The following is a 14,571-nucleotide window of genomic DNA, read 5'->3' as shown; positions in this document are numbered from 1 at the left end:
CCGCCAGCGCTCGGTCGGCGGGGCCGGTCGGGCAGGGTCGAGCGCGCGCCGGCGGCAGCCGGCGTGGCGGGATGAGTCGTCGGGATGCGCGGGACGGATCCGCGCCGGAGATCCCGGTCGTCGAGGGCGCCGCTCGGGCGGCGTCGAGGGTGGTGGCTGTGGTGCGGTGGTGCCGGGTTCTGCGGTGGCGGGCTGCTAGCGGCTGGGCTTCGGCAGCGCGGCGGTGATCTTGCGCAGCAGGCCGTCGAGCGTGGAGCGCTCGTCGTCGCTGAGCGGGGCGAGGATGACCTCGTCGGCCGAGGCCATGGCGGTCTCGAATCCGGCGATGAGCTCGGCCCCGGCCGGCGTCGTGTAGACGCGTTTGCTGCGGTCGTCGCCCTCCTCCGTGCGGCGCTCGACGAGTCCGCGGCGCTCGAGTCCCTGCAGCAGGCTCGACACGCTCGCGGCGCTCGTGCGGGTCATCCGCGCGATGTCGCGCTGGATCGCGCCGGGGGAGTCGACGAGGTACCCGAGCACGAAACCCTGCTCGAAGCTGAGCTCGCGTTCGCGAACCCAGTCCTCAGCGGCCTTGCGCTGGGCCCAGCCGATCCATCGCAGCAAGCCGAGGCTGCTGTCGAAGGCGTTCTCCGGTGCGTCCATGTTCAGAACTCTAACTGTTAGATTTCTAACTGTCAAGCCTCGAACTGAACGGAATGGCCGCGCGATCCTGACGGGGTCAGGGGAGGTGGCGGGCGCGCGCGAGATCGACGCGGAACACCGAGCCGTCGCGCGACCAGAGCAGCGGCGTGCCCTCGACCCGGTAGTGCTCAAGCGCGAGGTGCTCGTGATCCTGCGCGGGGTGTCCGCTCGCCCGCACGACGCGCCACCACGGCACGTCCGAGCCGTAGTACGCCATGACCTGGCCCACACCGCGCGCGGCACACGAGCCGAGCGCCGCGGCGACGTCACCGTAGGCCATCGCCCGGCCCTCGGGGATGTCGGCGACCACCTCGAGCACGCGGCTCACGAAGTCGTCGGAGGGCGGCATCCGGCCAGTCTGTCACCGAGTCGGCGAGGCTGCCTGCCGGTGCCGATCAGAGGTCGAGCGCGCCGAGGTTCTCGCCGTAGGGGGTCTCGCCGATCACGGTGAAGCCGACCGCCTGGAAGAACTTCTCCGGCCCGACCTCGCCCGACTCCCACACGACGGTGATGCGGCTGAAGCCGCGCTTGCGGGCCTCGTCGGCGAGCGCGTGGACGGCGAACTTGCCGACGCCGCTGCCCTGGGCGTCGGCGGCGACGTTGATGCGCCAGAGGGCGGCGCGCAGGAAGTCGTCGCCGGCGGTCTCGTCGAAGTTGCCCACGAGGTAGCCGACGACCTCGTCGCCGTCGAGCACGACCCGCGCCCATGACGTGGTGGGATCGATCTTGTCTTCGTAGTGCGTGTAGGTCTCGGGGGCGAGGAAGGCCTCCTGGCCCGGCTTGAGCGTCAGACTGTTCGCCGCGGCGATCGTCTGAGCCGACAGCTCCTCGAGTCTCAGGTCAGCCATGACACGAGACTAACCCGCTTCGTCCACCCCCGTGTAAGCCCCCAGGAGGAGATCGGCTGACTCATCGCGTGCGCAGGGATTGCGGTGTCCGCTGTTCGGGGGACCGGCGCCGATTCTCTCGATGTCGAGATATCTGGGCGGGGCGGTAGGCTCTGCTACGGCCTGTTACGCGAACCAAAGGACACATCAGTGGCGGAGAAGATCAAGGTCGAAGGCACGGTCGTCGAGCTCGACGGCGACGAGATGACGCGGATCATCTGGCAGTTCATCAAGGACCGCCTGATCCACCCCTACCTCGACGTGACCCTCGAGTACTACGACCTCGGAATCGAGCACCGCGACGCGACCGACGACCAGGTCACGATCGACGCGGCGCACGCGATCCAGAAGCACGGCGTCGGCGTCAAGTGCGCGACCATCACCCCCGACGAGGCCCGCGTCGAGGAGTTCGGCCTGAAGAAGATGTGGAAGTCGCCCAACGGCACGATCCGCAACATCCTCGGCGGCGTGATCTTCCGCGAGCCGATCATCATCTCGAACATCCCGCGCCTGGTGCCCGGCTGGAACAAGCCGATCATCATCGGCCGTCACGCCTTCGGCGACCAGTACCGCGCCACCGACTTCGTCTTCAAGGGCAAGGGCAAGCTCACGGTCGAGTTCGCGCCCGAAGACGGCTCCGAGCCGATGAAGTTCGAGGTCTACGACGCCCCGGATGACGGCATCGCCCAGGTGCAGTACAACCAGGACGCCTCGATCCGCGACTTCGCGCGCGCCTCGCTCAACTACGGCCTGGCCCGCAGCTACCCGGTGTACCTCTCCACCAAGAACACGATCCTCAAGGCCTACGACGGCCGCTTCAAGGACCTGTTCCAGGAGATCTACGACACCGAGTTCAAGGACCGCTTCGAGGCCGCCGGCCTCACCTACGAGCACCGCCTCATCGACGACATGGTCGCCTCGGCCATGAAGTGGGAGGGCGGCTACGTCTGGGCCTGCAAGAACTACGACGGCGACGTGCAGTCCGACACCGTCGCGCAGGGATTCGGCTCGCTCGGCCTCATGACCTCGGTGCTCTCGACGCCCGACGGCAAGGTCGTCGAGGCGGAGGCCGCGCACGGCACCGTCACGCGCCACTACCGCCAGCACCAGCAGGGCAAGCCCACGTCGACCAACCCGATCGCGTCGATCTTCGCCTGGACGCGCGGCCTCGCGCACCGCGGCAAGCTCGATGGCAACCAGCCGCTGATCGACTTCTCGCTCGCCCTCGAGCAGGTCGTCATCGAGACCGTCGAGAGCGGCAAGATGACGAAGGACCTCGCGCTGCTGGTCGGGCCCGACCAGGCCTGGCAGACGACCGAGGAGTTCCTCGAGACCCTCGACCAGAACCTGCAGGCGAAGCTCGGCTGAGTCGCGCTGAACAGAGAAGGGGCCCGGATGCGGAAGCATCCGGGCCCCTTCTGCGTCGGCGCCGGGCGGCAGGCGGTGAGCGCACTGCCGCCGGCGCGGGCGTCAGGCCTTGGAGCAGACGGTGCCGAGGTCGGTGAAGGCCTCCTGGGCGGCGGTGGCGGCATCCATGAGGGCGCTCGTGTCGGTGTCCGTGGGGTCGTCGGTGCGGTCGGAGAGCGCCTTCGAGAAGTCGTCGAGCGAGTTGACGGCCTTCTGCGCCGACTTCTTGACGTCGGCGTTCTGGATCTTGTCGGTGGCCTTCTGCCACTCGCCCTTGAACGTGTCGATCGCGTCGGCGGCCTTCGACGGGTCGGTCGCGATGTCACTCGAGGCGCTCGACAGCTCGCTGTTGGTCTTCTCGGTCACGCTCTTGAGCGACGCGCAGGCCTCGGCCTTGCTCTGACCGCCGGCGCAGCCGGCGAGCAGGGCGATGCTGAGGGTCGCGACGCTGAGGGCGGCGACGGTGAGACGACGGGTCGAAACCACGGGGGACTCCTTGGTGCGATAGGTGAGCAGGAGTCTGCAGTCTATGCACGGGATGTGGCCCGGCTATGGCCGCGAGCGTGGGGACCGGTGCCCATCCCCATGTCGTCCGCGCCGGCGCCGGAGTCGGATCAGTTGAGGCTCGACGCGCAGAGGTCGACGAGATCCTTCGCCGTGGTCTGCACCGCGGATCCGGCGTCGGTCAGGGCGCTGGTGTCGAGGTCGGCCGGGTTCGCGACCCGGGCGTCGATCGCGGTCTCGAGGTCGCCGAGGGCATCCACGACCTTCTGCGCCGAGGCTTTGACATCGTCGTTCTTGACCTTGTCGACGGCCTTCTGCAGGTCGTCCTTGGTGGCGCGCACCTGATCGGCGGCGGCCTGCGGATCGCTCGTGATGCCCTGCAGCGCGTCGCTGACGTCGGTGACGGCCTTCTGCGCCGGGTCCTTCAGCGACAGGCAGGCCTGCGGCTTGCCGTTCGGGTCGATCGCGCTGCAGCCGGCGAGCAGAGCCGTGCTGAGCGCGCCGATGGCGAGCAGCGCGGTCGTCGTGCGGCGGAGGGCGGTGCGGCGGGTCGGGGCCATGGCGGGTCTCCTCGGGATGGTCCGTGGCGCGGGGGCCGTGCCGCCGCGGGGTGGGCGTCAGCTTATCCGCCGAGGGTGGCGCTGCCTGGGAACAGCGAACGGGCCCGGCGCTCGGCATCCGGGCCCGTCTCCGCCGTCGTCGCACGGGGGGACGCGGTGTCGGCGGTGGTGCCGCTCACTCGGCGGCGGTCTCCGTGGCGACCGTCTCGCCGGCGTCGCCCGACGCGGCGTCGGCGCCGGCGGGCGCGGCGGGGGCGCCGACGACGGCGACCTTGCGCGGCTTGGCGGTCTCGGCGACCGGGATGACGACGCTGAGCACGCCGTCGCGGTAGTCGGCCGAGATCTGCTCGGTGTCGATGCTGCGGCCGAGCGTGAAGCGGCGGCGCAGGTCGCCGGTGCCGCGCTCGCGCGCGATCCACTCGACTCCGTCGCCCGTGAGGGCGGTGCGGCGGGCGCTCACGGTGAGCAGGCGGCCGTCGACGTCGACGTCGATCGTGCCGGGGTCGACGCCCGGCATCTCGAGGGCGAGCACGTAGTGGTCGCCGTCGCGGTAGAGGTCGGCGGGCAGGGCGCGGGGGGCCGGGGCGCTCGTCAGTCGGCGGGCGGCGGTGGCGCGCTCGAGATCGCGGGTCAGGTACATGGATGAGCTCCTTCTCGAACTTGAGTCGGTGTGACTCAACTGCGTCCAAGTTAGCACTCGGGTGTCGCGAGTGCTAAGGATTGCGACCGTGATCTCGCAGGGCGAACGCCGCCTCCACGCGCCCACGCCGCCGTCCCCGCGAACGGAGAGCGGCGGCGTCGAGGGCGTCCGGCGACCGGGGGTCAGTACCCCAGGAACGCGTCGGTGCGGATGCGGCGGGCGCCGGCGCGACGCAGGGCCGGCTTGAGCGCGGCGATCAGCGCCGGCGGCCCCGAGAGCATCGCCTCGCGCGACGCCGCGTCGGGCACCGCCGCGAGCAGGCGCGCGCCGTCGAGCCGGCCCGCACCGAGCCAGTCCCACCCCTCGGGCATGCGCGGGAGCGGCTGCGGCGACACCAGCAGCACCCGGGCGCCGCTGCGGCCCAGCTCGGCGGCGTAGGCGATCTCATCGAGCGACGACACGGCGTAGACGAGCACGACATCCCGCCCGGCCGCCGTCAGTCGCAGCTGCTCCAGCTGCGCGATGAACGGGGTGATGCCGATGCCGCCGGCGACCAGCAGAAGCGGGCGGCCGTCATCGGCGGGCAGCGTGAAGTCGCCGCCCACCGAGGTGGCGGTGAGCTTCGCGCCGACCGGCAGCTCGAGCAGCGCCCGCTTGTAGCTCGACGGCTTCGACTCGGGCACGCGCAGGCCGAGACGGATACCCGACTCCGGACGCGGCGGCGACGCGATGCTGAAGGTGCGGCGCGTGCCCCGGCTGTCGGCCTTCGCGTGCGGCACGTCGAGCTCGAGGAACTGGCCGGGCGCGAAGGGGACGTGTCCGCTCGGCGTGAACTGGAACTCCCAGCTGGTCGGCGTCAGCTGCCGGCGGTCGGTGAGCTCGAGGCGGATGCCGCGGCGGCGGGCGAGCGCGAAGGCGACGAGATTGCCGACGAGCAGCCACAGCTCGGGGGTCGCGAACAGGCCGAAGGTGAACGGGCCGACCTCGGCGCCGCTCGAGAGCGAGAAGCGGAAGCCGAAGAGCAGGCCGACGACGATCGCGATGAGCAGCTGCTGCCAGCGCCGTGGCGGCAGCGTGAGCGGCTCGGTGATCATGTAGACCGCGAAGAACAGGGTCGCCGAGCTCAGCGCCGCCGACTGCAGGGCGAATCCGGCGTCGCCGCCGCCGATGACGAAGCTGCCGGTCTGGGCGAGGATCGCGACCACCGCGAAGGTCAGCATCACCAGACCCCGCCGGGTGCGGATCGCGACGGCGAGGCCGATGACGACGACGAACGGAGCCAGCAGCGGGGTGCCCGCCCACCACGCAGACGCGACGGAGCCGGAGCCGAGGCCGAGCACGCCGACGACGAACGCGCCGAACGCCGCCGGGTTGAACAGGTGCCGCCCGTGCGGGGCGATCAGCCACTTGCTCGCCGAGGCGAGCGTCGCCGCCAGGGCGAGCCCGAGCAGGCCGGTCACGTCGAGCGTCGGCGGGAAGATGAAGAACAGCAGAAGGCCCGTGATCACGCTCGACTCGGCGTGGAACCGCGCCCGGAAGAGCAGCGCGAGCACGAAGTTCGACAGCGACGCCCACGCCACCGCGACGACGAGGCTCACCAGCATCGCCACGAGCTTCAGCCCGGGAGCGTACGAGAAGAGCGTCACGATCGTGATCGAGCCGGTGCCGACCAGCACGGCGGAGATCACCGCCAGCGCGGCGAGGCTGATGGCGATCAGCCGGTACATCGTGACGCGGCCGAACACCGCATCCAGTCGCTCGATCATGCGAAGACCTCTCCAGGCAGGTCGGGGGAGTGCGCGATGCGCCCCCCGGAAGTGATTGTGGCCCAGGCGAAGGGGCCGGCCGCGGCGAACGCGTCGGGCGCGGCGAAGAACAGCCCCGTCGCGAGACCGTCGGCCGTCATGGCCGGGTACTCGGCCGTCGCGGGAACGACGGCCCAGGTCGCCGTGACCTGCCGCGTCGGCAGCCCGGTCAGGGCGTCGATGATGTGGTGGACGCCGGCCCAGGCGCGGCGGTTGGCGGCGCTCGCCGCGATCGCGCCGCTGCCGAGCTCGATCACGCCCACCGCCGTCGTCGGGTCGGCGGGGTGCTCGAGGGCGATCCGCTCCGGCGCCGCGTCCTGCAGGGCGGCGCGCACCAGATCGCCGCTGCCGTCGACGACGTGCTCGTGCTCGCCCGCGTCGTGCAGCATCCGCGACAGCAGATCGACCAGGAGCCCCTTGCCGGCCGCGCCGACGTCGAGCAGCGCCGGCCGCAGCAAGGTCAGCTGCTCGCCGTCCCACGCGAGCGCGTCATCCCAGCTCGGGGTCGGGCGGATGCGCTGCGCCGGCGTCAGGCGATAGCCCGCGTCGTAGCCGAGGTCTTCGAGCGCGTGCCCGACGAGCGGCGAGACGCGGCCCGCGGTCGCCTCGAACAGGATGCGGTAGAGCGCGAGCAGCGGACCGGCCTCGCCCGGCAGGTGGTAGCGCCCGGGTTCGCGCGCCATCCGGCTCACGAGCGAATCGGGCCGGAACCGCGACCAGTCGCGGTCGAAGCCCTCGATGCGATCGGCGATGTCGCCCTGCAGCGCCGCGCTCAGCGGCGACGGGGTGTCGATGCTCCAGGCGGTGCCGATCGCCTCGAAACGCCAGCGCGCCGGGGAGCCCGACGGGTCGGGCGCGGTCTCGGACGAGACGGGCACGTCCTAGAGCTCGGCGAGGTGCTTGATCTGGTCGACCGCGTCGTTGAAGCCGCGCGAGGTGAGCGACGACCCCGAGACGCGGGTGACCGACAGCTCGTCGAGGCTCTTGCCGACGACCTCGCCGTCGATGCCCGAGCTGAACTGCGTCTGGTACTGCTTCGCGTTGCCGCTCGAGGCCTGCGGCTCGACCTCGGCCTTGGTCACCTTGTTGCTCTCGAGGGTCAGCGTGACCTTGATCGACTCGTCGCCGCCCGGCGACTGGTACTCGCCGGTCGCCGTGTACGAGCCGTCCTTGTAGCCGTTGCTCGACGTCGAACCCGCGTCGCTCGACGACGATTCGGAGCCGCCGCCGGTCGAGCCGGAGGAGTCGGTCGTGGTCGTCGCGCAGCCGGCGAGCGCGCCGACGAGTCCGAGCCCGGCGACGCCGAGGACGAGGGGGCGGGAAAGGGCGGTCATGAGTCCTCCAGGGGGCGGATGGTCGTCCTGGCGCGGTCGGCGCCGAAGTCCTGTGCGCGTGCTCGCGCGGGTCAACCGAAGCGGATCGGTCTGTGCGACAGCCGCAACCGGGCTGTGCGTACATCCATTCCAACGCATCGACCCCGCGGAAGGTTCATCCGAGATTGTCCCCCGTTCGGGGGTGTTTCTCAGCTAGGTTGAATCATCGTCGCAGACCCGACTGCCGCGTGATCCGCATCCCTGATCGAAAAGGACCTCATCAGTGAGAACGACAACGGACCCCACGGGTCGATCCCCGCGCGGAGTCAGATCCGCCGCCGCCGTGTTCGCCACGGCCGCCCTCGTCGCCGGCGGGCTGCTCGCCGCGACGCCGGCGACCGCCGCGCCCGCGCCGGTCACGGGCCAGAACTCGGAGCTGCCGAGCGGCCTCGGCGGAACGACGCACCTCGAAGCCGGCCGCTACATCGTCACCCTCAAGGGCGACCCGGCCGCGAGCTACACGGGCGGCGTGAACGGCTATGCCGCGACCGCGCCGAAGCAGGGGCGTCAGCTGCTCGCCGGGCAGGCCCCGGTCGCGAGCTACACCAAGCACCTCGAGACCGAGCAGAAGGCCGTGGCGAAGGACGTCGGCGCGAGCGTCGACTACAGCTACAGCCTCACCCTCAACGCCTTCGCCGCCGACCTCACGGCGCAGCAGGCGGCCGAGCTGCGCGCCGACAAGCGCGTCGCGGCGCTGAACCTCGACGACGTGCACCACCTCACCGCGGCCGTGCCGAGCACCGACTTCCTCGGTCTCTCGGGCGACGACGGCGTGTGGTCGAAGCTCGGCGGCACCGACAAGGCCGGCCAGGGTGTCGTCGTCGGCGTCGTCGACTCGGGCATCGCGCCCGAGAACCCGTCGTTCGCGGGCAAGAAGCTCGGCGCGACGCCGGGCAGCGAGCCCTGGACGGCCGGCGGCAGCATCCTCTACAAGAAGGGCGACGGCGGCACCTACTCCGGTCTCTGCCAGCCCGGCAAGGATGCGGCGCAGCAGTTCACGGGCCAGGAGTGCAACACGAAGCTCGTCGGCGCCCGCTACTACGTGAACGGCTGGACCGAGGCCCGCGCCGGCACGCCGGCGACCGGCGAGTACATCTCGCCGCGCGACGGCGACGGCCACGGCTCGCACACCTCGTCGACCGCGGCCGGAAACGCCGACGTGAAGGCGAGCGTCTCGGGTCGCGACTACGGCACGATCAGCGGCGTCGCCCCGGCGGCGAAGATCGCCATGTACAAGGCGTGCTGGTCGGGACCCGACCCCGAGTCGCAGGACGATGACGGCTGCGCCTCGAGCGACCTCATCGCGGCGATCGAGCAGGCCACGCGCGACGGCGTCGACGTGATCAACTACTCGATCGGCGGCGGCTCGGCCACCACGACCGTCTCGCCCACCGACGTCGCGTTCCTCGGCGCCGCCTCGGCCGGCATCTTCGTGGCGGCCTCGGCCGGCAACGACGGCCCCGGCGCCTCGACGCTCGACAACGCGGCGCCGTGGGAGACCACCGTCGCGGCGACCACGATCCCCACCTACTACGCCACCGCGACCTTCCCTGGCCAGCCGACCCCGAACGCCTTCGCGGGCGCCTCGGTGACGGTCACCGAGAAGGTGGAGGCCGAGGTGGTCTACGCGGGTGACATCGGCGCGGCCGGCGTGGCCGATCCCACGCTCTGCCAGCCCGGCGACCTCGACCCGGCGAAGGCCGCGGGCAAGATCGTCGTCTGCGACCGCGGCGTCAACGCACGCGCGCAGAAGTCGGAGGTCGTGAAGGCCGCCGGCGGCGTGGGGATGATCCTCGTGAACGTCGTCGAGGGCTCGATCGACGCCGACGACCACGTCATCCCGAGCGTGCACCTCGACGCGCAGTACCGCGACGCGGTGCTGAAGGCGGCACGCACGCCCGGTCAGACCGCGGTGCTGACGCCCGACAACACGACCGAGACGCAGATCCCGACGCCGCAGCTCGCCGGCTTCTCGTCGCGTGGACCCGTGCTGGCCGACGGCAGCGACATCCTCAAGCCCGACGTGGCGGCCCCCGGCGTGGCGATCCTCGCCGACGGCGCCAACGCCGCGGGCGAGGACCCGACCTGGGAGTTCCTCTCGGGCACCTCGATGGCCTCGCCGCACGTCGCCGGACTCGCCGCGCTGTACCTCGGCGCGCACCCGCTGACGACGCCGGCCGAGATCAAGTCGGCGCTCATGACGACCGCCTACGACACCGTGGATGAGGCCGGCACGAAGGTCGAGGACGTCTTCGGCCAGGGAGCCGGTCACGTCGACCCGACGAAGATGTTCTCGCCCGGACTCGTGTACCTCAACGGGCCCGACGACTGGAACAGCTACATCGCCGGTCTCGGCTACGACCTCGGCCCCGACGTGACGCCGATCGACGCGAGCCAACTCAACCTGGCCTCGATCGCGATCGGCGCGCTGACGGCGCCCGAGTCGATCACCCGCACGGTCACCGCGCGCACGGCCGGCACCTACACGGCGTCGGTCGCGGGACTCGCGGGCGTGGATGCGAAGGTCGAGCCGTCGAGCATCACCCTCGCCGAGGGCGAGTCGACCAGCTTCACCGTCACCTTCGACCGCACGACGGCTCCGGTCGACGCGTGGAGCAGCGGGTACCTGAGCTGGAAGAGCGGCGACACCGTCGTGCGCAGCCCGCTCGCCGTGAAGCCGGTGTCGGTCGTCGCACCCGAGACCGTCACGGGCACCGGCACGACCGGCTCGGTCGACGTCGAGATCACGCCCGGCGCCACCGGACCGCTGCCGCTCGGCACGACCGGCCTCAGCAAGGGCGCTCTGCTGCCCGACCCGACCGGCGCCGACCCCGAGCACTCGGGAACCGGCTCGACGGGCGACAGCTACACCTACGCGACCTCGGTTCCCGAGGGCGCCGGCTTCGCGCGCTTCGACCTCGATGCGCTCGATGACGGGGTCGATCTCGACCTGACGGTGTACCGCCTCGACGGCACGACGCCGGTCGAGGGGTGGCAGTCGGCGACGGCATCCGGCGACGAGCGCGTCGACCTCGAGGATCCGACGCCCGGCGACTACCAGGTGATCGTCGACGTCTACGACTCGGCCGGGGCGCCGACGCCGTTCGACCTGACCGTCACCTCGGTGGTGCAGGGCGGGGCGCCGCTGACGCTCGACCCGGCCGTCGTGCAGGGCACGCAGGGCGAGAAGACCTCGTACCGCGCGAGCTGGGCCGGGCTGGATGCCGAGAGCCACTACCTCGGCATCGTCAGCTACGCCGACAGCGGCCTGCGCACGGTCGTCGACGTGGCGACCGGCGAGGGCGGCGGCGGCGAGCCGGGTGCTCCGCAGAACACGGAGCCGCCGGCGATCGCGGGCACGCCCGCGGTCGGCGCGAAGCTGACGGCGGACCCGGGATCGTGGGACGTCGACGGACTGACCTTCGCCTACCAGTGGCAGAAGGACGGCGCCGACATCGCCGGCGCGACGAAGTCCGTCTACACGCCGACGAAGAAGGATGCGGGCGCGAGCCTCGCCGTCGTCGTCACGGCGTCGAAGGAGGGTCTGCCTTCGGGCACGGCGACGAGCGCGCCGGTGACGGTGCTCGCCGCGTCGTCGACGAAGGTCACGCTGTCGAGCTGGAGCGCGTTCTCGTGGAGCCAGGTGAAGGCCACCGTCAGGGTGACCGGCGCCGCGGGCGGCACGGTGCAGCTCAAGATCGACGGCAAGAACGTGGGCGCCCCGCTCGCGGTCGGCCCGAAGGGCACGGTGACGGTGAAGCTGCCCAAGCAGGGGCAGGGACTGCACAAGGTGACGGCCACCTACTCGGGAGCCGACGGCGTCGCGCCGTCGACGAGCCCGGTGGCCCCGCTGCTGATCTGGTTCTGATCGGGGAGGGATGAACTGAGGGGCTGCGCTGCCGCGGGCTGACTCGCGGCAGCGCATCCCCTCGGTCGCTCTCGGTGATCGTGTCGCGCTCGCGGCATCCGGTCACCAGATGATCACAAAGCCCGCGCCGTATTGCGCGGGCTTTGTTCGTACGCTTTACTAACAAACATGTCGGCATCGGATGCGAACGGAGTCACCGCCCTCGGGCGAGCACTGCGTCCGCGCACCAAACTGCTGCCCGAGCACGCGCGAGGCCACAACCGCTCGCTCGTGCTGCAGACGCTCTTCCGAGAAGGCGCCCGCAGTCGAGCGGACCTCGCCCGCGACACCGGGCTGACCCGGGTCACGGTCAGCGACCTCGTCGCCGAGCTCATCGCCGACGGCTACGTCGTCGAACTCGGTCAGCGCGAAGACCCCCGCCCGGGCAAGCCCGCGACGCTGCTCGACATCGCCCGCGACGCGCACCAGATCATCGGCGTCGACCTCAGCCAGCACGACGCGTTCCGTGGCGCGGTGCTCACGATCGACGGCGACGTCGTGCACCGCCGCGAGATGCCGCTCGACGCCGCCACCGGCGACGCGGCCCTCGAGAAGGCCGCCGGCCTGGTGCGCGAGCTCGTCGGCCTCGCCTCGGTGCCCGTGCTCGGCATCGGCGTCGGCAGCCCCGGCATCGTCGACCCGGCCGGCCGCGTGCAGAGCGCCCCCAACCTGGGCTGGGCGGGCGTCGACCTGCAGTCGCGCCTCGCCGCCGAGACCGCGCTGCCGGTCGTCGTCGCCAACGACGCCAACGTCGCCGCCCTCGCCGAGCACAGCTTCGGCGGAGCATCGAGCGACGTCATGCTCGTCAAGGTCGGCCACGGTGTCGGCGCCGGGCTCGTGATCGGCGGCATCGCGCTGCACGGCAGCCGCTGGGCCGCCGGCGAGATCGGCCACGTCGTCGTCGGCACCGACGGCGGCGACGAATGCGTCTGCGGCAAGCGCGGCTGCCTCGAGACCTGGCTCGCCGTGCCCCGCCTCGAGGCGGGCCTCGCCGCCGCGGCCGACGCCGCGGCGCGGGATGCTGTTCTCGCCGAGGCGGGCCGCCGCCTCGGCATCGCCCTCGCGCCCGTCGTCGGCGCCCTCGACCTCGCGGAGATCGTGCTCAACGGTCCCGCCGCCCTTCTCGACGGGCCGCTCGTCGCGGCCACGCTCGAGACCCTCCGCAGTCGCACCATGGCCGAGTTCCACGACCATGTCGCCCTGCGGTCGAGCAGCCTCGGAGAGGACATCGTGCTGCGGGGATCCGCCGCGCTCGTGCTCTCGGGGCGGCTCGGGGTCAGCTGACCCCGCCCGCCGCATCCACCTCGTCGAGGGGATGCGCATCGCACCATCGGCACCACCACCCGCACCACCGGCATCACCCGCACCACAGCTCCACCGGCATCACCGCACCATCTGCATCACCCCGCACCACCACCCCCGCACCGTCGCGGACAGGCACCACCGATCCGTGACGGCACATCGCCCTAGGAAAGGAAATCGAGATGCGGAAGTTCAGCATCGTCGCGGCGACAGCGCTCGTCGCGGCCGCCGGCCTCGTGCTCTCCGGCTGCGCTGCCGGAGGCAGCGGCGGCAGTGACGACAAGGCCGAGATCCGGGTCTGGCTCAACGGAACCGACACGCCCAAGGAAGCGCGTGAGTACCTGACGACGACCTTCGAGAAGCAGCACCCCGGCTCGACCCTCAAGATCGAGGAGCAGAGCTGGACCGGCCTGGTCGACAAGCTCACCACCGCCCTCTCGGGCAGCGACAGCCCCGACGTCGTCGAGGTCGGCAACACCCAGTCGCCCGCGTTCACCACGGTCGGCGCGTTCATGGACCTGAGCAGCAAGAAGAAGGAGCTCGGCGGCGACGACCTGCTGCCCGGCTTCGTCGAGGCGGGCAGCGCCGACGGCAAGCTCTACGCCGCCCCGTACTACTCGGGTGCGCGTCTCGTCTTCTACCGCAAGGACATGTTCGCCGCGGCCGGACTCGAGGCCCCGAAGACGCTCGACGAGTACGTCGCCGACGGCGAGAAGCTCGCGAGCGCGAACGCCGGCGTCTCGGGCATCTACGCCCCCGGCAAGGACTGGTACAACGCCCTTCCCTACATCTGGGAGAACGGCGGCGAGATCGCGACCGAGAAGGGCGGCAAGTGGACCTCGTCGTTCTCGAGCGCCGACTCGGTCAAGGGCATCGAGCAGCTGCAGCAGGTCTACGAGAAGGCCTCGACCGCCCCGAAGGACGGCGACGAGACCAACCCGCAGGTGCCGTTCTGCGCCAACCAGGTCGCTCAGCTGAGCGCGCCCAGCTGGGTCAAGGGCTCCATCCTCGCCCCCGCTGACAGCGACACCCCCGGCTGCCCCGACCTCGAGTCGAACCTCGGCGTCTTCGCACTGCCGGGCAAGAGCGGCGGCGCCGCCCACGTGTTCGCCGGCGGATCGAACATCGCCGTCTCGAACAAGTCGAAGCACAAGGAGCTGGCCTACGACGCGCTGAAGATCATGCTCAGCGACGACTACCAGACCATCCTCGGCAAGAACGGCCTCGTGCCGGCCAAGAAGTCGCTCGCCTCGACCCTCGGCACCGACGACGTGGCGAAGGCGATCGCCGAGGCTGCCGCCAACTCGAAGCTCACCCCGGCCTCGCCGAAGTGGGCGGATGTCGAGTCGAGCAACCTGCTGCAGGACTTCTTCAGCGCCGTCGCCCAGGGCGGCGACGTGAAGAGCCTCGCGACGGAGCTCGACAAGAAGATCGACGCCATCCTCAACAAGTGATCGAACCGGATGGGCGGCGGTTCCATCGCCGCCCATCCGGCCCGCGCGGCCATC

General features: G+C 71.3%; 13 protein-coding genes. 4 read left to right on the top strand and 9 right to left on the bottom strand.

Annotation, left to right across the window (positions count from 1 at the left end; translation table 11 throughout):
* Positions 1-195: 195 nt before the first annotated feature.
* The 3 genes from FJ657_RS13935 to FJ657_RS13925 all read right to left on the bottom strand — a co-directional run bounded on the left by FJ657_RS13935 (position 196) and on the right by FJ657_RS13925 (position 1,526).
* Complete coding sequence (locus FJ657_RS13935; RefSeq protein WP_141164318.1) at positions 196-639, bottom strand: MarR family winged helix-turn-helix transcriptional regulator; 444 nt, start codon at positions 637-639, stop codon at positions 196-198.
* A gap of 76 nt (positions 640-715) precedes the next feature.
* A complete protein-coding gene (locus tag FJ657_RS13930) occupies positions 716-1,027 on the bottom strand; it encodes an MGMT family protein (protein WP_181408985.1) in 312 nt (103 codons plus the stop codon).
* 46 nt (positions 1,028-1,073) lie between these two features.
* Positions 1,074-1,526 carry a GNAT family N-acetyltransferase gene (locus FJ657_RS13925; RefSeq protein ID WP_141164317.1) on the bottom strand — a complete coding sequence of 151 codons (453 nt, stop codon included), beginning with the start codon at positions 1,524-1,526 and terminating at the stop codon, positions 1,074-1,076.
* A gap of 189 nt (positions 1,527-1,715) precedes the next feature.
* Here FJ657_RS13925 and FJ657_RS13920 point away from each other — a divergent pair, with 189 nt between their 5' ends.
* The gene (locus tag FJ657_RS13920; RefSeq protein WP_141164316.1) at positions 1,716-2,933 is read left to right on the top strand and encodes an NADP-dependent isocitrate dehydrogenase; all 1,218 of its coding nucleotides are present in this window, start codon (positions 1,716-1,718) and stop codon (positions 2,931-2,933) included.
* Positions 2,934-3,035: 102 nt separating this feature from the next.
* On the opposite strand, the gene FJ657_RS13915 is transcribed toward FJ657_RS13920, so the two are convergent.
* The 6 genes from FJ657_RS13915 to FJ657_RS13890 form a co-directional block, all read right to left on the bottom strand.
* Complete coding sequence (locus tag FJ657_RS13915; RefSeq protein WP_141164315.1) at positions 3,036-3,458, bottom strand: hypothetical protein; 423 nt, start codon at positions 3,456-3,458, stop codon at positions 3,036-3,038.
* A gap of 128 nt (positions 3,459-3,586) precedes the next feature.
* Positions 3,587-4,036, bottom strand: a complete 450-nt coding sequence (locus tag FJ657_RS13910; protein ID WP_141164314.1) for a hypothetical protein — start codon at positions 4,034-4,036, stop codon at positions 3,587-3,589.
* 175 nt (positions 4,037-4,211) lie between these two features.
* Positions 4,212-4,676: an Hsp20/alpha crystallin family protein gene (locus FJ657_RS13905; RefSeq protein WP_141164313.1), complete on the bottom strand. Its 465-nt coding sequence runs from the start codon at positions 4,674-4,676 to the stop codon at positions 4,212-4,214.
* A gap of 182 nt (positions 4,677-4,858) precedes the next feature.
* A complete protein-coding gene (locus FJ657_RS13900) occupies positions 4,859-6,442 on the bottom strand; it encodes a ferredoxin--NADP reductase (protein WP_141164312.1) in 1,584 nt (527 codons plus the stop codon).
* Positions 6,439-7,359 carry an FAD:protein FMN transferase gene (locus FJ657_RS13895; protein ID WP_141164311.1) on the bottom strand — a complete coding sequence of 307 codons (921 nt, stop codon included), beginning with the start codon at positions 7,357-7,359 and terminating at the stop codon, positions 6,439-6,441. The genes FJ657_RS13900 and FJ657_RS13895 overlap by 4 nt, the downstream gene beginning before the upstream one ends.
* Before the next feature lie 3 nt (positions 7,360-7,362).
* A complete protein-coding gene (locus tag FJ657_RS13890; RefSeq protein WP_141164310.1) occupies positions 7,363-7,815 on the bottom strand; it encodes an FMN-binding protein in 453 nt (150 codons plus the stop codon).
* Positions 7,816-8,137: 322 nt separating this feature from the next.
* Here FJ657_RS13890 and FJ657_RS13885 point away from each other — a divergent pair, with 322 nt between their 5' ends.
* The 3 genes from FJ657_RS13885 (at position 8,138) to FJ657_RS13875 (ending at position 14,517) form a co-directional block, all read left to right on the top strand.
* Entirely contained in the window at positions 8,138-11,722 is a 3,585-nt protein-coding gene (locus FJ657_RS13885; protein ID WP_141164309.1) for a S8 family serine peptidase, read from the top strand.
* 168 nt (positions 11,723-11,890) lie between these two features.
* Positions 11,891-13,045 carry an ROK family transcriptional regulator gene (locus FJ657_RS13880; RefSeq protein WP_141164308.1) on the top strand — a complete coding sequence of 385 codons (1,155 nt, stop codon included), beginning with the start codon at positions 11,891-11,893 and terminating at the stop codon, positions 13,043-13,045.
* A gap of 200 nt (positions 13,046-13,245) precedes the next feature.
* Positions 13,246-14,517: an extracellular solute-binding protein gene (locus tag FJ657_RS13875; protein ID WP_141164307.1), complete on the top strand. Its 1,272-nt coding sequence runs from the start codon at positions 13,246-13,248 to the stop codon at positions 14,515-14,517.
* Positions 14,518-14,571 lie beyond the last annotated feature (54 nt).

The sequence above is a fragment of the Schumannella soli genome (assembly GCF_006517435.1).
Lineage (GTDB): Bacteria > Actinomycetota > Actinomycetes > Actinomycetales > Microbacteriaceae > Schumannella > Schumannella soli.
This window is presented reverse-complemented; position numbering and strand designations above follow the sequence as displayed.

Coding starts and splice junctions, on each gene's coding strand:
- FJ657_RS13890 (WP_141164310.1), bottom strand. CDS start 7,815: ATGACCGCCCTTTCCCGCCCCCTCGTCCTCGGCGTCGCCGGGCTCGGA.
- FJ657_RS13925 (WP_141164317.1), bottom strand. CDS start 1,526: ATGGCTGACCTGAGACTCGAGGAGCTGTCGGCTCAGACGATCGCCGCG.
- FJ657_RS13930 (WP_181408985.1), bottom strand. CDS start 1,027: ATGCCGCCCTCCGACGACTTCGTGAGCCGCGTGCTCGAGGTGGTCGCC.
- FJ657_RS13900 (WP_141164312.1), bottom strand. CDS start 6,442: ATGATCGAGCGACTGGATGCGGTGTTCGGCCGCGTCACGATGTACCGG.
- FJ657_RS13875 (WP_141164307.1), top strand. CDS start 13,246: ATGCGGAAGTTCAGCATCGTCGCGGCGACAGCGCTCGTCGCGGCCGCC.
- FJ657_RS13880 (WP_141164308.1), top strand. CDS start 11,891: ATGTCGGCATCGGATGCGAACGGAGTCACCGCCCTCGGGCGAGCACTG.
- FJ657_RS13910 (WP_141164314.1), bottom strand. CDS start 4,036: ATGGCCCCGACCCGCCGCACCGCCCTCCGCCGCACGACGACCGCGCTG.
- FJ657_RS13935 (WP_141164318.1), bottom strand. CDS start 639: ATGGACGCACCGGAGAACGCCTTCGACAGCAGCCTCGGCTTGCTGCGA.
- FJ657_RS13905 (WP_141164313.1), bottom strand. CDS start 4,676: ATGTACCTGACCCGCGATCTCGAGCGCGCCACCGCCGCCCGCCGACTG.